Origin of the sequence: Pseudokineococcus basanitobsidens, assembly GCF_037482545.1 — a bacterium.
Lineage (GTDB): Bacteria > Actinomycetota > Actinomycetes > Actinomycetales > Quadrisphaeraceae > Pseudokineococcus > Pseudokineococcus basanitobsidens.
The window spans coordinates 44,526-61,956 of record NZ_JBBIAA010000002.1 but is presented as its reverse complement, the minus strand read 5'-3'; the positions used below and the strand labels follow the sequence as shown (position 1 = coordinate 61,956).

Annotated in this window: 20 protein-coding genes; 9 read left to right on the top strand and 11 right to left on the bottom strand. The window is 77.9% G+C overall.

Going from position 1 to position 17,431, the window contains the following annotated elements:
- Positions 1–93 precede the first annotated feature (93 nt).
- From WDZ17_RS02565 to WDZ17_RS02545, 5 genes are all read left to right on the top strand, one after another.
- A complete protein-coding gene (locus WDZ17_RS02565; RefSeq protein WP_339573566.1) occupies positions 94–1,179 on the top strand; it encodes an S-(hydroxymethyl)mycothiol dehydrogenase in 1,086 nt (361 codons plus the stop codon).
- Positions 1,179–1,817, top strand: coding sequence for an MBL fold metallo-hydrolase (locus WDZ17_RS02560; RefSeq protein ID WP_339573565.1), 639 nt, complete (start codon positions 1,179–1,181; stop codon positions 1,815–1,817). The genes WDZ17_RS02565 and WDZ17_RS02560 overlap by 1 nt, the downstream gene beginning before the upstream one ends.
- A 177-nt stretch (positions 1,818–1,994) precedes the next feature.
- Positions 1,995–2,267 carry a hypothetical protein gene (locus WDZ17_RS02555; RefSeq protein ID WP_339573564.1) on the top strand — a complete coding sequence of 91 codons (273 nt, stop codon included), beginning with the start codon at positions 1,995–1,997 and terminating at the stop codon, positions 2,265–2,267.
- Positions 2,268–2,292: 25 nt separating this feature from the next.
- Positions 2,293–3,564, top strand: coding sequence for a cupin domain-containing protein (locus WDZ17_RS02550; RefSeq protein ID WP_422631800.1), 1,272 nt, complete (start codon positions 2,293–2,295; stop codon positions 3,562–3,564).
- Positions 3,561–4,778, top strand: a complete 1,218-nt coding sequence (locus tag WDZ17_RS02545) for a sucrase ferredoxin (protein WP_339573562.1) — start codon at positions 3,561–3,563, stop codon at positions 4,776–4,778. The genes WDZ17_RS02550 and WDZ17_RS02545 overlap by 4 nt, the downstream gene beginning before the upstream one ends.
- A gap of 1 nt (position 4,779) precedes the next feature.
- Here WDZ17_RS02545 and ispF read toward each other — a convergent pair whose 3' ends face one another.
- The 3 genes from ispF to WDZ17_RS02530 form a co-directional block, all read right to left on the bottom strand.
- Entirely contained in the window at positions 4,780–5,286 is a 507-nt protein-coding gene (gene ispF / locus WDZ17_RS02540) for a 2-C-methyl-D-erythritol 2,4-cyclodiphosphate synthase (protein ID WP_339573561.1), read from the bottom strand.
- Positions 5,283–5,981, bottom strand: coding sequence for a 2-C-methyl-D-erythritol 4-phosphate cytidylyltransferase (ispD, locus tag WDZ17_RS02535; RefSeq protein ID WP_339573560.1), 699 nt, complete (start codon positions 5,979–5,981; stop codon positions 5,283–5,285). Before ispD ends, ispF begins: the two co-directional genes overlap by 4 nt.
- A 101-nt stretch (positions 5,982–6,082) precedes the next feature.
- Positions 6,083–6,565 carry a CarD family transcriptional regulator gene (locus WDZ17_RS02530; protein WP_339573559.1) on the bottom strand — a complete coding sequence of 161 codons (483 nt, stop codon included), beginning with the start codon at positions 6,563–6,565 and terminating at the stop codon, positions 6,083–6,085.
- A 250-nt stretch (positions 6,566–6,815) separates the two neighbouring features.
- Between WDZ17_RS02530 and WDZ17_RS02525 the strand changes: the two genes are divergently transcribed.
- Positions 6,816–7,583, top strand: a complete 768-nt coding sequence (locus WDZ17_RS02525) for a hypothetical protein (RefSeq protein WP_339573558.1) — start codon at positions 6,816–6,818, stop codon at positions 7,581–7,583.
- Between the two features lie 89 nt (positions 7,584–7,672).
- On the opposite strand, the gene WDZ17_RS02520 is transcribed toward WDZ17_RS02525, so the two are convergent.
- From WDZ17_RS02520 to WDZ17_RS02510, 3 genes are all read right to left on the bottom strand, one after another.
- Complete coding sequence (locus tag WDZ17_RS02520; RefSeq protein ID WP_339573557.1) at positions 7,673–8,086, bottom strand: VOC family protein; 414 nt, start codon at positions 8,084–8,086, stop codon at positions 7,673–7,675.
- 118 nt (positions 8,087–8,204) lie between these two features.
- The gene (locus WDZ17_RS02515) at positions 8,205–8,888 is read right to left on the bottom strand and encodes a winged helix-turn-helix domain-containing protein (protein WP_339573556.1); all 684 of its coding nucleotides are present in this window, start codon (positions 8,886–8,888) and stop codon (positions 8,205–8,207) included.
- Between the two features lie 112 nt (positions 8,889–9,000).
- On the bottom strand, positions 9,001–10,200 hold the full coding sequence (locus WDZ17_RS02510) for a sensor histidine kinase (protein WP_339573555.1): 1,200 nt from the start codon (positions 10,198–10,200) through the stop codon (positions 9,001–9,003).
- Positions 10,201–10,322: 122 nt separating this feature from the next.
- On the opposite strand from WDZ17_RS02510, the gene phoU reads away from it, so the two are divergent.
- Entirely contained in the window at positions 10,323–10,988 is a 666-nt protein-coding gene (gene phoU / locus WDZ17_RS02505; RefSeq protein ID WP_339573554.1) for a phosphate signaling complex protein PhoU, read from the top strand.
- Between the two features lie 104 nt (positions 10,989–11,092).
- On the opposite strand, the gene WDZ17_RS02500 is transcribed toward phoU, so the two are convergent.
- Together WDZ17_RS02500 and mshA are read right to left on the bottom strand one after the other, a co-directional pair.
- The gene (locus tag WDZ17_RS02500) at positions 11,093–11,857 is read right to left on the bottom strand and encodes a phosphoglyceromutase (RefSeq protein WP_339573553.1); all 765 of its coding nucleotides are present in this window, start codon (positions 11,855–11,857) and stop codon (positions 11,093–11,095) included.
- A gap of 107 nt (positions 11,858–11,964) precedes the next feature.
- Positions 11,965–13,296: a D-inositol-3-phosphate glycosyltransferase gene (gene mshA, locus WDZ17_RS02495; RefSeq protein WP_422631799.1), complete on the bottom strand. Its 1,332-nt coding sequence runs from the start codon at positions 13,294–13,296 to the stop codon at positions 11,965–11,967.
- Positions 13,297–13,513: 217 nt separating this feature from the next.
- Between mshA and WDZ17_RS02490 the strand changes: the two genes are divergently transcribed.
- Positions 13,514–14,404: a class I SAM-dependent methyltransferase gene (locus WDZ17_RS02490; protein WP_339573551.1), complete on the top strand. Its 891-nt coding sequence runs from the start codon at positions 13,514–13,516 to the stop codon at positions 14,402–14,404.
- 43 nt (positions 14,405–14,447) lie between these two features.
- Here WDZ17_RS02490 and WDZ17_RS02485 read toward each other — a convergent pair whose 3' ends face one another.
- From WDZ17_RS02485 to WDZ17_RS02475, 3 genes are all read right to left on the bottom strand, one after another.
- A complete protein-coding gene (locus tag WDZ17_RS02485) occupies positions 14,448–14,771 on the bottom strand; it encodes a DUF2516 family protein (protein WP_339573550.1) in 324 nt (107 codons plus the stop codon).
- 79 nt (positions 14,772–14,850) lie between these two features.
- Complete coding sequence (dtd, locus tag WDZ17_RS02480) at positions 14,851–15,288, bottom strand: D-aminoacyl-tRNA deacylase (protein ID WP_339573549.1); 438 nt, start codon at positions 15,286–15,288, stop codon at positions 14,851–14,853.
- 115 nt (positions 15,289–15,403) lie between these two features.
- Positions 15,404–16,474, bottom strand: a complete 1,071-nt coding sequence (locus WDZ17_RS02475) for an asparaginase (RefSeq protein ID WP_339573548.1) — start codon at positions 16,472–16,474, stop codon at positions 15,404–15,406.
- 134 nt (positions 16,475–16,608) lie between these two features.
- On the opposite strand from WDZ17_RS02475, the gene WDZ17_RS02470 reads away from it, so the two are divergent.
- Positions 16,609–17,418 carry an MOSC N-terminal beta barrel domain-containing protein gene (locus WDZ17_RS02470; protein ID WP_339573547.1) on the top strand — a complete coding sequence of 270 codons (810 nt, stop codon included), beginning with the start codon at positions 16,609–16,611 and terminating at the stop codon, positions 17,416–17,418.
- The last annotated feature ends 13 nt before the right edge of the window (positions 17,419–17,431 follow it).

Below are 17,431 nucleotides of genomic sequence, written 5' to 3'. Positions count from 1 at the left end.
CGCAGAGGTCGGTGCGGACCGCTGCCGGCCTCGACGCCCGCGTGCCCCTGCGGCACCGGACCACCACGACGCCGTCCACGACAGGAGCCCGGCATGCCGCACACCGTCCAGGGGGTCGTCTCCCGAGCGAAGGGGGCGCCCGTCGAGCTCGTCGACGTCGTCGTGCCCGACCCGGGCCCCGGCGACGCCGTCGTCGACGTCGAGGCCTGCGGGGTCTGCCACACCGACCTGCACTACCGCGAGGGCGGCATCGGCGACGACTACCCGTACCTGCTCGGCCACGAGGCGGCCGGCCGGGTCTCCGCCGTCGGCGAGGGCGTCGTCGGCCTCGAGGTCGGCGACTTCGTCGTCCTCAACTGGCGGGCGGTCTGCGGCGTGTGCCGCGCGTGCGCGGCCGGCAAGCCCTGGTACTGCTTCGACACCCGCAACGCCAGCACGCCGATGACCCTCGCCGACGGGACGCCGCTGTCCCCCGCGCTCGGCATCGGCGCCTTCGCGGCGAAGACCCTCGTCGCGGCGGGGCAGTGCACGAAGGTCGACGACCGCGTCCCGGCGACGGCCGCGGGCCTGCTCGGGTGCGGCGTCATGGCGGGCTTCGGCGCGGCCGTCAACACCGGCGGCGTCACCCGCGGGCAGTCGGTCGCCGTCATCGGCTGCGGCGGCGTGGGGGACGCGGCGATCGCCGGCGCCCGGCTCGCCGGCGCCTCGACGATCGTCGCCGTCGACGTCGAGGACCGGAAGCTGGAGTGGGCCAAGGGCTTCGGCGCCACGCACACGGTCAGCAGCCGCTCCGAGGACGTCGTCGCCCGCATCCGCGAGATCTGCGGCGGCGTGGGCGCGGACCTCGTCGTCGACGCGGTCGGCCGCCCGGAGACCTACCGCCAGGCCTTCGAGGCCCGCGACCTCGCCGGGACCGTCGTCCTCGTGGGCGTCCCGGAGCCCGGGCGCACCGTGGAGCTGCCGATGGCCGACGTCTTCGGCCGCGGCGGCGCCCTGAAGTCCTCCTGGTACGGGGACTGCCTGCCCAGCCGGGACTTCCCCATGCTCGTCGACCTCGCGCTGCAGGGGCGCTTCCCCCTGGAGGACTTCGTGTCCGAGACGATCGGCCTCGGCGACGTCGACGAGGCGTTCGCCGCGATGCGGCGCGGCGACGTCCTGCGCTCGGTGGTGGTGCTCTGATGGCGGCCGACGGCGTGCGCGTCGAGCACCTCACGACAGAGGGCACGTTCAGCCTCGACGGCGGCACCTGGGACGTGGAGAACAACGTGTGGCTCCTCGGCGACGACGAGGAGGTGCTCGTCGTGGACGCGCCGCACGCGCTGGCGCCCATCGCCGAGGCGATCGGCACGCGGCGCGTGGTCGCCGTCGTCTGCACCCACGCCCACGACGACCACGTGGGCGTGGCGCCCGACCTCGGCGAGCGCTTCGCCGCGCCGGTGCTGCTGCACCCCGCGGACATGGGCCTGTGGACGACGACGCACCCCGCGACCGCCCCCAGCGGGACCCTGTCCGACGGCGAGGTGATCCGGGTCGCGGGCACCGACGTCCACGTCCTGCACACGCCCGGCCACTCCCCCGGCTCGGTGTGCCTGCACGTGCCGGCGCTGGGCGTCGTCTTCACCGGGGACACGCTGTTCCGGGGCGGGCCCGGGGCGACGGGGCGCTCGTACAGCGACTTCCCCACGATCGTCGCCTCGATCCGGGACCGGCTGCTGGCCCTGCCGCCGGAGACCGAGGTGCGCACCGGGCACGGCCCGGGCACGACGATCGGGGACGAGGCGCCGCACCTGCAGGAGTGGGTGGACCGGGGGCACTGAGCACTCCCCCCGTGCCGGCAGGGGCACAGGGGGCGCCGGTCCGTGGTCCCGGCTGGCGCGCCGGGCCACGGCGTCGTAGGCATGAGGCGTGCCCGTCGACGGCGGGCCGGCAGGCCGGGCGCACGTCGCGGCGCCCGGGGACGACGAACGTGACGACCTGACGACCCAGGAGGAACCATGAGCACGAACGACGACATCGAGGGCCCCGCGGACAGCGGCGCCGGCCAGGGAGTCCCCGGCCAGCACGACGGCGGGGCCGACGGCGGCGCCGAGGGCCCCGCGGACTCGGGCGCCGGCGAGGGCACCCCGGGCCAGCACGACGGCGGGGCCGACGGCGGCGCCGACGGCGGCGCCGACGCCTCCGACGCGGTCGAGGGCCCGGCCGACGCGGGTGCCGGCGAGACCGGCATCCCGGGCCACCACGACGGCGGCGCGGACGGCAGCGCCTGAGGTGATCGCACCGCACGAGGACCGGGTGGTCGGGCAGCAGCCCGACCACCCGGTCTCGCACGTCCGACGCCCGGCCGACGACGCGGGGCTCGCCGCCCTGCGGAGGGTGGTCGGCGGCAGCGCCGACGGCTTCGGCGCCCGCACCTGGGGCCTCGCGCCCCTGCTGACGCGCGCGGAGGACCTGCCCCGGGGCTTCGACGACCTGCTCTCGGCACGGGCCGTGGACGAGCTCGTCTCCGAGCGCGGCCTGCGCACCCCGTTCCTGCGCGTCGCCAAGCAGGGCAGCACGCTGCCCGAACGCTCGTTCACCGCCGGGGGCGGGGTGGGCGCCGCCGTGGGCGACCAGGTCAGCGACGACCGCCTCACCCGCCTGTTCGCCGACGGCGCGACGATGGTCCTGCAGGGGCTGCACCGCACGTGGCCGCCGCTCGTGACCTTCGCCCAGTCCCTCGCCGCGGACCTCGGGCACCCGGTGCAGGTCAACGCCTACGTCACGCCGCCCCAGTCGCGCGGCTTCGACGACCACTACGACGTCCACGACGTCTTCGTGCTGCAGGTGGAGGGCGAGAAGCGCTGGCGCATCCACCGCCCGGTCCACCCGTGGCCGATGCGGGACCAGCCGTGGACCTCGCGCCGGGCCGACGTGGAGGCCGAGGCGGCGCGCGAGCCCCTGCTGGACGTCGTCCTGCGCCCCGGGGACTGCCTCTACCTGCCGCGCGGCTACCTGCACGCCGCGACGGCGCTCGGCGGCGTCAGCACGCACCTCACGGTCGGCGTCCACCCCTGGACGCGGCACGCGCTCGCGGACCAGCTCGTGCGCACGGCGCTCGCGGACCTCGCCGACGACGAGGACGTGCGCGCGTCGCTGCCCTTCGGGGTCGCGGTGGACGACCCGTCCGCGACGGCCGACGACCTCGAGCTGGTCCGCGAGCGGCTCCTGCGCGCCGTCGAGGCCGTCGACGCCGCCCGGGTGGCGGCGCCGCTGGCCGCGCAGGTGCGGTCGAACCAGCGGGCGGCCCCCGTAGGACCCCTGGCGCAGCTGCGCGCCGCCCGGCAGGTCGAGGACGGCGGGGCCACCGACGCGCTCGTCCTGCGCGAGCACCTGGCCGCCTCGCTGGTGGCCCGCGACGACGGCGGCGCCCTGCTGCGCAGCCGCGCCGGTGACCTCCCGCTCGCGGCGGACGACGTCGACGCCGTCCGGTCGCTGCTGGACCGCGGGGGCGACGCCGGCACCGCTGCCCTGGACGCAGACCTCGCGCGCCGGCTGGTCCTCGCCGGCGTCCTCGTCCCCCGGTGAGCGGGGCCGCCGAGACGAGGTCGCCCGGTCGCCCGGCGCTCGCCGGGACCTCGGTGCCGGCGCAGGTGGACCCCGGCTCGGCCGACGCCCCGCAGCGGCGGCGCGACCTGCCGCGCTGCTCGGACGGCGCCCGCGAGCGGTGCGACCCGCTCGGCGCCTCGGCGTCCTGGACCCGCCGCTGGCTGCTGCTGGAGCACCCCGGTCCGTGGGCCCCGGACGCGCTGGGCGGGTCCGGCCTGGCCACGGTCGTCCGCGAACGGCTGCGGTCGGCGGCCTCGGACGCCGGTGGACGGGTGCTCCTCGTCCGCCGGCCGGCGGGCCGTCCCGCGGCGACGAGGGCGGCCGCCCGCCCGCAGCGGCGCTGGGCCGTCGTGGACCAGCCCACGGGCCTCGTGCGGTGGGGCACGTGGGACGCCGCGCTCGCCGACCCCTCCTCCCGCGCCGACCCCTCCTCCCGCGCAGACCCGGGCTCCCGCGCAGACCCGGGCTCCCGAGCCGACCCCGCCTCCCGCGCCGACCCCGGTGGGCCCGGCCGGGGCGGGCCCTGGGAGGCGTGCGTCGACGAGGTCCCCGCCGACCCGCCGGCGGGAGCCGTCGACCCGACCGCAGCGCGGCTGGGTGGTCTGGCCGACGCGCTCCGGGCGCTGGCGGAGCCGTTGTCCCCGGGGACGGACGGGACCTCGCCCCTGCTGCTCGTGTGCGCGCACGGCCGCCACGACGCGTGCTGCGCCGTCCGCGGCCGCCCGGTCGCCGCGGCCCTGGCCTCGCGGTGGCCCGAGGAGACCTGGGAGTGCTCGCACGTCGGCGGCGACCGGTTCGCGCCCAACCTCCTCGTGCTGCCCGACGGGGCCTGCTACGGCGACCTCGACCCCGCGTCGGCGGAGCGGGTCGTCGAGGAGCACCTGGCGGGCGCCGTCCGGACCCGGCACCTGCGCGGCGTGACCAGCGGTCCGCCCGTGGCGCAGGCGGCCGTGCTCGGCGTGCTGGGCCGGTACGGCCCGGCGTCCGTGCGCGACGCCGTCGCCGGTCGGCCGGTGCCCGTCGGCGAGGACCGCTGGGAGGTCCCCGTCACGGGCAGCGGGCCGCTGCCGCGCCAGGCGGTGGTCACCGTGCGCCGGACCCGTCGCCCGCCCGCCCGCCTGACGTGCCGCTCCGCCGGCGACGCCGTCGCGGCCGTCCACGAGGCCGTCGACGTCCGCCTGGGCCCGTCCTGAGTCAGCCGCGGGGGACGACGAGGGCGGTCGCGAGGGCCGCGAGCCCCTCGCCCCGGCCGGTGAGGCCGAGGCCGTCCGTCGTCGTGGCGGAGACGGACACCGGGGCACCGGCCGCACGGCTGAGCACCTCCTGCGCCTGCGCCCGCCGGGGGGCGAAGCGGGGTCGGTTGCCGAGCAGCTGGACGGCCACGTTGCCGACCTCGAACCCGGCGTCGCGCGTGCGCCGGGCCGCCTCCGCCAGGAGGACGACGCCCGGCGCGCCGGCCCACCGCGGCTCGGCGGTGCCGAAGTGCTGGCCCAGGTCACCGATGCCCGCGGCCGACAGGAGGGCGTCGCACGCCGCGTGGGCGACGACGTCGGCGTCGGAATGTCCCTCCAGCCCCCGCTCGCCGGGCCAGTGCAGCCCGGCCACCCACAACGCACGGTCGGACCCGTCGGCGGCGAAGGCGTGGACGTCGACGCCGGAGCCGACCCGCGGGAGACGCCGACCCCCGGCCACCCCGCTCACGGCCCGGTCCCCTCGGCCGGCGCTCCCGTCGCGCGCGCCGTCACGACGGCGTGCGCGAGGAGCAGGTCCAGCGGCGTCGTGACCTTGAACGCCTCCGGGTCCCCGAGCACGACGTGGACCCGGACGCCCGTGGCCTCCACGAGGCCGGCGTCGTCGCTCGCGCCCTCCCCCACCGCCACCGCCGCGTGGGCCCGCCGCAGCGCCGCGGCGGAGAAGCCCTGCGGGGTCTGCACCGCCCGCAGCCGCGAGCGGTCGACCACGCCACCACCGGTGTCCCGCAGCGTGTCGTGGACGGGGACCGCCGGCACGACGGCGTCGTGGCCCTGGTCCCGCACGGCCTCGACGACGCGGCGGACCACCCCGGGGGGCGTGAGGGCGCGGGCGGCGTCGTGGACGAGCACGACGCCCGCCCCCGGCGCGACGGCGGCCAGCCCCGCCGCCACCGAGCCCTGGCGGCTCGTCCCGCCGGGGACGACTGTCGACGGCGGGAGCCCCGGGACGGCGTCGAGCAGCGTTCGGGTCTCCGCCTCGAGCCCTCGCGGGACGACGACGACGACCTGGTCGACCACCCCGCTCCCCACGACCCCGCGGGCGGCGAGCTCCAGCAGCGGCGTCCCCGCGACCGGCACGTAGGCCTTGGGCCGGCCGGCGGCCAGCCGTGTGCCGGCACCCGCCGCGACGAGGACGCAGGCCACCGGCCCGCGCCGGTCACCGACGCCCCGTGCCGCCCCTCGCCCGGCACGACGAGAGCCCGCCGCCCCGGAGGGGACGACGGGCTCTGCGGGGGAGGTGGCGCTCAGGACGCCAGGACCTCGTCGAGGATGGCCTCGGCCCTGACCTCCTCGGTCTTCTCCGCCAGGGCGAGCTCGGAGACGAGGATCTGCCGGGCCTTCGCGAGCATGCGCTTCTCGCCGGCCGACAGGCCGCGGTCCTGGTCGCGGCGCCACAGGTCTCGGACGACCTCGGCGACCTTGATGACGTCGCCCGAGGCGAGCTTCTCGAGGTTCGCCTTGTACCGGCGGGACCAGTTGGTCGGCTCCTCCGTGTAGGGCTGCCGCAGCACCTCGAAGACGCGCTCCAGGCCCTCCTTGCCGACCACGTCACGGACGCCCACGAGGTCGCAGTTCTCCGCCGGGACCTCGATCGTCAGGTCGCCCTGGGCGACCTTCAGGCGGAGGTAGAGCTTCTCCTCGCCCTTGATCATCCGGGTCTTGACCTCTTCGATCAGGGCCGCCCCGTGGTGGGGGTACACGACAGTCTCGCCAACAGTGAAAGCCATCTGCTCTTCTCCCCTTTCGCGGCGACGAGGTTACCACGGCGAACGAGGCCCCCGACGCGCTCGGACGGGCATCATCGCAGGTCAGGGGCCCGCGGGCTCCCGATCACGGGTCGTCGGACCCTTGACACCACCCCCGCCGACGTGCTGTCGCGCGCACGAGGTCGGCCCCCACGCCGGCGCCGCCGACGCCCACGGGCCCGGCGCGGGGCGAGGCCCCCGGCGCCGGCGCGGAGGGCCCAGTACGCTCCCCGTGCCCGACGTGACCGCCGTGACCAGCCGGCAGCCGACCCGCGAGGAGACGCCCGTGCCCCGCTCGCCCCGCACCGCGGTGCCCGCCGCCAGGAGGGTCGCCACCGCCCTCGCGGCCGTGGCGCTCCTCGCGACCGGGTCCGGCTGCGCCGTCTCCCCCGCGGTCAACCAGTTCTCCACCGAGCTGCAGTACGCCCCCTCCGACGGCGTCCAGGGCTACTTCCCGCTCGCGCAGGAGGGGCAGACCGACGCCCAGGCGGTGGACGACGCGCCGCAGTCGTCCCTGCTCGTCCGCAACCTGCTCCTGATCGGCCCGGAGGCCGACGGCCCGGCCCGGCTCTACGGCGTCCTCGTCAACGAGTCCGACGACGAGCGCGTGGTCGACGTGCAGGGCCCGGGCGGCCTGCGCGCCGCCGTGACCGTGCCGGCGGGCACCAGCGTCCCGTTCGGCGAGGAGCAGACGCAGGACCCCGGCAGCCAGGACCTCCCCGACGGCGCGGAGATCACCGGCGACCTGACCGCGGACCCGGTCGACGCGGTGCCCGGGACGCTCGTGCAGGTCCGGATGGCCGTGGACGACGCGCTCCTCGAGATCGGCGTCCCGCTGCTGAACGGCTCGCTGCCGGAGTACCAGACCCTGGTGCCGACGTCGGCGGCCACGACGCCCTCCCCGACGGACGGGGCCACGCCCCTGGCCACCGAGGAGCCGAGCACCGCGGACGTCAGCGGCGAGGACGGCCCGGGCGCCGAGGGCTCGAGCGGCTCCTGACCCGACGCACCTGACCCGAGGCACCGCGCGGCAGCCCGTCCGGCGCAGGACGGGCTGCGCGCCGCGGCCGCCCGGCGTGGGCGACGTCCTCAGCCGCCCGCCCCGGCGATGTCGACCATCCAGCTGACGCCCCACCGGTCGCGGCAGGACCCGAACCGGCTCCCCCAGGGCGAGGGCTCCAGCGGCTGCTCCACCTCGCCGCCCTCGACGAGGACGTCCCAGGCGGCCTGCAGCGCCGCCTCGTCGTCGCCGAACAGGCACACCTGGCCGGCCGGGGGCAGCGGCTCCGTGCCGGGCGGGACGTCGGAGACCATGAGCGGACCCACCACGGGCGAGCGCAGGGACGCGTTGGCGACCAGGTCGCGCACCGCGGGGTCGTCCATGCCGATGTCGTCGTAGGTCGCGAGCGCCGGCTCGTCGCCCCCGAGGGCGCGGCGGTAGGCGGCGAGCGCCTCGCGGGCGCTGCCGCGCGGGTGCAGGTAGGGGCACATCTCGACGGTCATGTCACGGTCCTCCTCGCCGGTGGTGGCGGCCGACGCCCGGCCCCACGTGCTCCGACCGCCCGGCGCTGCGGGACTCATCGGTCCTGCGGCGACCGGGCCGGGCCGGGCGGACGGGCTCTCAGCCCTCGAGCTTGTAGCCGAGACCGCGCACGGTGGTGAGGCGCCGCGGCGACGCCGGGTCCTCCTCGATCTTGGCGCGCAGCCGCTTGACGTGGACGTCGAGCGTCTTGGTGTCCCCCACGTAGTCGGCCCCCCAGACGCGGTCGATGAGCTGGCCGCGCGTCAGCACTCGTCCCGCGTTGCGCAGGAGCACCTCGAGGAGCTCGAACTCCTTGAGCGGCAAGGAGAGCGGCTCGCCGTCGAGGGTGACGACGTGACGCTCGACGTCCATCCGCACCGGGCCCGCGGCGAGCCCCTCGTCGCCGTCGGGCTCGCCGACGTCGACGCCGCGCCGCAGGACCGCGCGGATGCGGGCGAGCAGCTCGCGCGAGGAGTAGGGCTTGGTCACGTAGTCGTCGGCGCCGAGCTCCAGGCCCACGACGACGTCCACCTCGCTGTCCTTCGCCGTCACCATGATCACGGGCACGGCGCTGCGGGCGCGCAGCTGCCGGCAGACCTCCGTGCCCGGCAGGCCGGGGAGCATGAGGTCCAGCAGGACGAGGTCGGCGCCGGCACGGTCGAACTCGGCCACGGCGCTCGGGCCGTCCGCCGCGACGGACACCTCGTAGCCCTCCCGTCCGAGCTGGTAGGCGAGCGGGTCGCTCAGCGACTCCTCGTCCTCCACGAGCAGGATGCGGGTCACAGGATCGGTCCTCCGGGTCTCGGGGCTGGACGTCTCGGGGGGTCGGGTCTCGGGGGGTCGGGTCTCGGGGGGCCGGGCCTCGGGGCCGGACGCGCGTCGGCGGAGGACGACGTCACGACGCCGCGACCTGCTCGTCGGCGTCCGCGCGGCGCAGCGGCAGGCGCAGGGTGAACGTCGAGCCCTCGCCGGGCCGGCTCCACAGGGCGACGTCGCCCCCGTGGTTGGCCGCCACGTGCTTGACGATGGACAGACCCAGCCCCGTCCCCCCGGTGGAGCGCGAGCGCGCCGGGTCGAGCCGGTAGAACCGCTCGAAGACCCGCCCCGCCTCGGCCTCGGGGATGCCGATGCCCTGGTCGCGGACGACGACCTCCACACGCTCGTCGACGACCGAGACGACCACGGCGACGCGGGTGCCGGCGTCGGAGTAGTGGACCCCGTTGTCCACCAGGTTGCGCACGGCCGTGACGACGAGCTCGCGGTCGCCCCAGACCTCCGCCGGGGTGCCACCACGGGCGCCGTCGCCCTCGCCCTCGCCCGACAGCTGCGTCACGATGCGCACGCCGCGGCCCTCGGCGACGAGCCGGGTGCGGTCCACCGCCTCCAGCACCGCCTCGTCCACGTCCACGGGCACGGGCCGGTGGCGGGCGTCGGCGTCCTGCAGGCGGGACAGCTGCACGATCTCCTGGACGAGCGCCGCCAGCCGCTGGGACTCACGGGTCATGCGCTGCGCGAAGCGGCGCACGGCCGCCGGGTCCTCCGCGGCGTCGTCCATGGTCTCGGCGAGCAGGGCGATGGCGGAGACCGGCGTCTTGAGCTCGTGGCTGACGTTGGCGACGAAGTCGCGGCGGACCTCCTCGAGCCGCCGGGCGGCCGTGCGGTCCTCCACGAGCAGGAGCACGTGCAGCGACCCGAGCGGTGCCACCCGGACGCCGGCGACGAGGGTGCCCGCGCCGTCGGGCCCGGGGAGGGCGAACGGGCTGCGCGGGAGGACGACCTCGGCGTCGCGGATCTCGCCGTCCCGGCGGACCGAGGCCACCATGCCGGCGAGCTCGTCGTGGACGAGCTCGGTGTCGCGCACCAGCCCGAAGGCGTGCGCGGCGGCGCTGGCGCGCACGACGACGTCGGCGACGTCGAGGACGACCGCCGCGGACGGGATGACGGCGAGCACGTCGGCGGCCCCCGACGGCAGGTCGTCCCCGACCGGCCCGAGCGGCTCGGGGCGCCGCTCGCTCCACCGGGACGCGGCGACCGCGCCGGCGCCGACGAGGACGCCGAGGAGGCCGGCGACCGCGGCGGCCCACGTGACGTCCACGCCCGCCAGCGTAGGACGGCGGCAGCGGCCCGAGGCCGTCCCCGCGGGGCGCCACCGGTCCCGACGCCCGCCGTTCACCGGTGGGGTCGGCGCCGTTCACGCAGCGGTGCGACCCTTCTCCCATGCGAGAGGTCTTCCACGACGAGCTGCGGTCCCTGGCCGAGCAGCTGACCCAGATGAGCGGGCTCGTCAGCGCCGCCATGGCCAGCGCCACCCAGGCGCTCCTGGAGGGGGACCTGTCTCTCGCCGAGAGCGTCATCAGCGCCGACGCGCAGATCGACGCCCAGCAGCGGCACCTCGACGACCGGGCGGTGGCCCTGCTGGCGCGGGAGTCCCCGGTCGCGACCGACCTGCGCGTCGTCGTCTCGGCGCTGCGGATGTCGACGTCGCTGGAGCGGATGGGCGACCTCGCCCGGCACGTCGCCAGCCAGGCCCGGCTGCGCCACCCGCAGCTCGTCGTCCCCGAGTCGCTCGTCCCGACCATGTCCGAGATGGGGGACGCGGCGGCGCGCATCGCCACCGCCGCGGGGACCGTCATCACGACCCGGGACCTCGACCTCGCCGCCCAGGTGGAGCGCGACGACGACCGGCTCGACGAGCTGCACCGCTCCGTCTTCACGGCGATGCAGAGCCCCGACTGGCACGAGACGGCGGAGCGGACGATCGACGTCACGCTCTGCAGCCGCTACTTCGAGCGCTTCGGCGACCACGCCGTGTCGGTCGTGCGGCGCGTGGGCTTCCTCGTCACGGGCGACGTCATGAAGCCGGTGCAGCCCGTCGCGAGCTGAGGCGCCCCCTCCCGGGACGAGCCAGGACGAGCCCGCCCCCGCAGGACACGCACAGGGCCCCACCGCCGAGAGGCGGTGGGGCCCTGTGCGTGTCCTGGTCGAGGTCAGCCGGAGCGGCGCCCCTGGGCGGCGACGGCCGCGGCGGCGGCGGCGGCCGCGTCCGGGTCCAGGTACCGACCGCCCGGCGTCGTCGGGCGCAGGTCCTCGTCCAGCTCGTAGAGCAGCGGGATGCCGGTCGGGATGTTGAGGCCGGCGATGTCGTCGTCGGAGATCCCGTCGAGGTGCTTGACGAGGGCGCGCAGCGAGTTGCCGTGCGCCGCGACGAGGACGGTGCGGCCCGCGCGCAGGTCGGGGACGACGGCGTCCTCCCAGTAGGGGAGCATCCGCGCGACGACGTCCTGCAGGCACTCGGTCGCCGGCATGGCCTCGCCGAGGTCGGCGTAGCGCGGGTCGCCCGCCTGGCTGAACTCGTCGTCGGCCTCGATGGCGGGCGGCGGGGTGCTGTACGAGCGGCGCCAGAGCATGAACTGCTCCTCGCCGTAGGTCTCGAGCGTCTGCGCCTTGTCCTTGCCCTGCAGCGCCCCGTAGTGGCGCTCGTTGAGGCGCCACGACCGCGTCACGGGGACCCAGTGCCGGTCCGCGGCGTCGAGCGCGAGGTTGGCCGTCGTGATCGCGCGGCGCAGGAGCGACGTGTGCACGAGGTCGGGCAGCAGCCCCTCCCCCTTCAGCAGCTCGCCGCCGCGGCGTGCCTCGGCCTCGCCCTTGGCCGACAGGGGGACGTCCACCCAGCCGGTGAAGAGGTTCTTGGCGTTCCACTCGCTCTCGCCGTGGCGGAGCAGGACCAGGGTCGTCCTCGGTGTCGTCGGCATGGCCGCCAGCGTAGGGCGGGACCCGCCGGCGCAGCGGGGGCGACGGGCGCAGCAGCAGCGACGGGCGCGGCGGGGGCGACGGGCGCGGCGGGGGCGACGACGAGGGGTCAGCGGCAGCCGGCGCGCACGCGGGCACGCTCGCCCGCGGGGGCGGCCCCGCGCCCACGGCGGAGCGCGGCCCGGGCGTAGACGTCCAGCGTCCGCGCCGCCGTCGCGTCCCAGCCGAAGGCGGCGGCGTGGGCCGCGGCGGCCTCCCCCGCCCGCCCGCGCCGGGCGTCGTCGGCGAGGAGACCCGCGAGCGCGGCGGCCCAGGAGACCGGGTCGGCGTCGGGCACGAGGACCCCGGTCCGGCCGTCGACCACGGCCGTGCGCAGCCCGCCGGTGGCGGTCGCGACGACGGGCGTGCCGCACGCCTGGGCCTCCAGGGCGACGAGCCCGAAGGACTCCGTCCGGGAGGGCACCGCCACGACGTCGGCGGCGCGGTACCAGCGGGCGAGGTCCCCGGAGGGCTGCGGGTCGACGAACCGGACGACGTCGCGGTCCCGCCCGCCCGGGCCGGCCTGCAGCCCGAGGGAGCGGGCGAGCTCCCGGAGGCCGTCCCGCGCACGGCTGCCCTCACCGCTGCCGGAGGGACCGCCGACGACGACGACGACGAGCCGGCCGGGGCCGGTGGCCCGCGGGCCGCGCTCGAGCAGCCGGGCGGCCGCGCGGAGCAGGACGTCCGGCCCCTTGAGCGGCTGGAGCCGCCCGGCGAAGAGCAGGACCCGGTCCCCGGGGTCCAGACCCAGGGCCGCCCGCTCCGCGTCGGCGGAGCCTGCGACCGGCTCCGGGCCGAAGGCGGAGAGGTCGACGCCGGGCGGCACGACGTCCACGCGCGCGGGGTCGGCGCCGTAGAGGTCGACGAGCTCGCGGGCCTCCTCGCGCGTGCTGGCGACGAGGGCGTCCGCCGCGGCGACGACGGCCTCCTCCCCGCGCACGCGCTCGGCGGGCTCCGCGTCCTGGCCGGGGCCGCGGTGCGCGTCCTTGACCCGGGCCATCGTGTGCATGCTGTGGACGAGGGGCGCGTCCCAGGCGCGGGACAGCCGGGCACCGACGAGCCCGGAGAGCCAGTAGTGCGCGTGGACGACGTCGTAGCCGCCGCCGTCCCGCCCTCCCGGCTCATCAGCGCTCGCCAGGGCGGCGTCGACGAAGGCCTCCGTGAGCGGGGGGAGCTCCTCCTTGGCGAGCTCCCGCCGCGGGCCGGCGGCGACGTGGAGCACGCGGACGCCGTCCTCGACCGGGACGACCGGAGCCTGGTCGGGCGAGGTCGCCCGGGTCAGCAGGTCGACACGGGCGCCCCGCCGGACCAGCGCCGAGGCGAGCCCGCGCACGTAGGTGTTGAGGCCGCCGGCGTCGCCGGTCCCGGGCTGCGCCAGCGGGGAGGTGTGCACCGAGAGCATCGCCACGCGACCCGGGGAGGGCCGGTCGTGCGGGTGCGCCACGACGGCGAACCTACGCCAGCGCCTGCCGGGGTGCGACGGGCTCCACCCGTCGCCGGGCGTGGGTGCGCGCCCGCCGCACCCCGGCGCCGTCCCGGCCCTCGTCCCGGCCGTCGACCCGGCCCCGCCGGCGGGTGGCGGCGTCGGGTCGTGCGGACGCCGGCGGGATCATCGAGGGGTGCCCGCCCCCTCCGCCGCCGCCGTGCCCGCCGGCTCCCTCGCCGGCGCCGCCCGCCGCGCGCACCGCGGCGCCGTCGTCGGCACGCCCACCCGGGGGACGACCGGGGTCGACCGGCTGCGCCGCCTGGACCGGTGGCTCGCCGGGCCGGGGGCCCGGGTGCTGAGGGCCGCGCGGGACCCGCTGGTCGTCGACCTCGGCTTCGGCGCCTCGCCGGTGACGACGCTGCAGACCGCCCGCGCCCTGCGGCGGGTGCGCGACGACGTCGAGGTCGTCGGTCTCGAGGTCGACGCCGACCGGGTCGACCTCGCCCGGCGGGCGCTGGCGGGCCTGCCGGGCGACGCGGCGCGCGGGGTCTCCTTCGGGCTCGGCGGCTTCGAGCTCGGCGGACCGGTCGCCGACCGGTCCCCCGTGCTCGTGCGGGCGGCGAACGTGCTGCGCCAGTACGCGCCCGCGGACGTCCCCGCGGCGTGGGACCTCCTGCGGGAGCGCCTGTCCCCCGACGGGCTGCTCCTCGACGCGACGTGCGACGAGCTCGGGCGCAGGGCGGGCTGGGTCGTGGTGGGGCGCGGCGGCCCGGAGCAGCTCGTGCTGTCGGTCCGGCTCGCCGACCTCTCCCACCCGTCCGAGGTGGCGGAGCGGCTGCCGAAGGCGCTGATCCACACCCACGTGCCGGGCTCGCCCGTGCACGCGCTGCTTGCGGCGCTCGACGCGGCGTGGGACCGGGCGGCCCCGCTCGCGCCGTGGGGGCCGCGCCAGCGCTGGCTCGCCACCTGCCGGGGCCTCGTCGACGCGGGGTGGCCCGTGCTCGTCCGTGCGCCCGACGGCGGACCCCGCCGGTGGCGGCTCGGAGAGGTCGCCGTCCGGTGGGAGGCGCTCGTCCCGGGCTAGGCGGACCCGCCCCCGCCGGCCGGCCAGCGGTCCCCGGCCGGGCTCACCAGCCGCCGGCGCCGCTGTCGCGTCGGCCGCGGCCGCCGCCGCCGACGGCGCGCAGCGCGGGGCGCACGTCGGCGAGGTACACCCCGCCCGCGACCAGCGAGATGATGATGAGGCCGAGGCCCCCCAGCGACGCGAAGCTCAGCAGGCAGGCGGCGCCGAGGATGAGCATCCACTTGTTCTTGGTGAGCTTGCCCGCCGCGGTGAAGGCCTGCGCCGGGTGCCGGACCGCGTCGACGAGGGCGAAGACGCAGACGGCCAGGACCGCGAGGCCGATCAGCAGCGTGACGTAGCTCTGCGCGGTGAACAGGCTCAGACCCATGGCCGCAGCCTAGGCGGCGGGCACGGGGCGACGCCGCCGTCCGTGGTGCCGGTCCGGGACGGTGGGCGACCGGACCGGCTCAGGTGTCGAGCACGAGCGTGACCGGCCCGTCGCCCACGAGGTCGACGGCCATGTCCGCGCCGAAGCGGCCGGTGGCGACCACCAGCCCGCGCGCGCGCAGCCCGCTCGCCACCGCGTCGACGAGGGGCTCGGCGACCTCCCCGGGCGCAGCCGCGGACCAGCTCGGACGGCGGCCCCGGCGCACGTCGCCCTGCAGCGTGAACTGGCTGACGACGAGGACGGGTGCGCCGACGTCGAGGGCGGAGCGCTCGCCCCGCAGGACGCGGAGCTCGGCCGCCTTCCGGACGAGGGCCGCCACCTGGTCGGGGCCGTCGTCGCGGCCGACGCCCACGAGGAGGACGAGCCCATGCTCGCCGTCGGCGAGGTCGAGGCGGGCGACGACCTCGCCGGCCACGGACACCGACGCACGCGAGACGCGCTGCAGGACGGTCCTCACCCGGTGCCCGCCCCCGTCCCCGTCCTCGGGCTCACCACCGTTCCCACCGCCGTTCCCATCCCCGGCCTCACCCCCGGCCTCACCCCCGGCCTCACCCCCGGCCTCACCCTCGGCCTCACCGCAGGGGGACCGGCACGCCGACGACCTCGCCGACCGGCTCGCCGTGCCCGAGCACCGGCGTCGAGGCCTGCTCGGCGACGACGGGTGCGTCCACCCCGAGCGCCTGCAGCGCGGCCGCCATGACCACGCGGCGGGCGCGGTCACCGCCGTCGAGGATCTTCAGGGCGACCGCCCGGCCGTCGGGCAGCGCCGCGGCGTAGACGGACTCGGCACCGTCCTTGGCCACGAGCCCCGGCACGCCGCGCAGCAGGGCGGTCACGTCGCGGCGCGTGCCGCCGACCCACAGCGGGAAGTCGCGGACGGCGCCGGCCAGCTCCCCCGCCGGCGTCCCGGCGTCGGCGCTCGCCAGGCGCGAGAAGGCCCGGGCCAGACCGTGCAGCGGGACCAGCGGCAGCGGCGTCCCGCAGCCGTCGGTCGTCAGGTGGCCCTCGACGACGTCGCGGGCGGCGCCGGTCTCCTCGGCGGTCGCCGCGAGCACGGCGCGCTGGAGCGGGTGCTGCGGGTCGAGGTAGCCCTCGGTCGGCCAGCCGGCCGCGACGCAGGTGGCGAGCATCGCGGCGTGCTTGCCGGAGCAGTTCTGCGCCAGGCGCTCCGGCTCTCGCCCCTCGGCGCGCCACTGCGCGCGCAGGTCGGCGTCGTAGGGCAGGTCGGGCGTGTTGCGCAGCGCGGAGGCGTCCAGGCCGACCGAGGCGAGGACGCGCCGGACGCCGTCCGTGTGGAAGTCCTCGCCGCTGTGGCTCGCGGTCGCCAGCGCCAGCAGGTCCCCGCCGAGCCGCAGCCCGGACCGCAGCATGGCGAGCGCCTGCACCGGCTTCAGCGCGGAGCGCGGCAGGACGAGCGCCCCCGGGTCGCCCAGCCCGCCCAGCACCTCGCCGTCCGCGCCGAGCAGGACGACGTGCCCGTGGTGGGCCGACTCGACGACGTCGCCGCGGCGCACGAGCGCGACGGGCACCGCGCCGGCGAGCGGGCCGGGCCCGGCCCCCGGGGTGGAGGTGACGTCCGGGGCGGAGGTGACGTCCGGGGTGGAGGTGACGTCCGGGGCGGAGGAGCGGCGGGGCGTCGGCACGTCGTCGAGCCTAGGACGTCGCCCCTCCCACGGACCTCGTCGCCGTCCGACGGCCCGGGGTTCCCCGTCCCCCTTCGCCAGTCCCCCTCCGCCCTGCGGGCCACCGCGGGGCACCCGGCGCCTACGGTCGTCCGGTGCCGGTGGTGGGGACGGTGGCGAGGCTCGGGCTGACGCCGCTCAAGGGGGCGTCGCACCGGCACCCCGAGCGGGTCGAGGTGCGCGAGCACGGTGCGGTCGGCGACCGGGGGTGGACGTGCGTCGAACGGACCGGTGACGGCGGCTGGACGGTCGCCCGGACGGTCCGCACGCCGGCGCTGCTGCGGGTCGGGGCGGAGGTGCCCGCCGGCGGCGGGCTCCGGCTGCGGCTGCCCGGGCGGGCCGACGACGTCGTGCCGGAGCCGACGGGCGGCGACGAGGTCGTGGCGGACTACTGGGGCCGGCCCGCCGCGCTGGTCCTGGCGCCCGGCCCGTGGGACGACGCCCTGTCGACGCTCGTGGGGCGCCCGGTCGTCCTCGCCCGGGTGAGTCGGCCCGGTGACGTCGTCTACGCGGCCCCCGTCGTCCTCCTCACGACGTCGACCCTGCGCGAGCTCGGGCGCCGGACGGGGACCCCGGTCGACGACGAGCGCTTCCGGTCGCTGCTGCTCGTGGACACCGGGGACAGCCCGCCCTTCGTCGAGGACTCGTGGCGGGGAGGGGTCCTCGCGACCGGCGCGGGGCCCGACGGCCTGCGGCTGGTCGTCGGGCCGGGCGTGGCGCGCTGCGCCGTCGTGCAGCGCACGCCCGGCTCCGGCGAGCGCGCCGCGGACGACCTGCTGGGCGCGCTCGCCGTCGACCGGGTCGTCGACGGGTCCTCCGGACCGGAGGTGGTGCTGGGCGTGGGCGCGCACGTGGCCCGCCCCGGCACGCTCGGGCTCGGCGACGCCGTGACGCTCGAGACCTGACCGGGCGGGACCG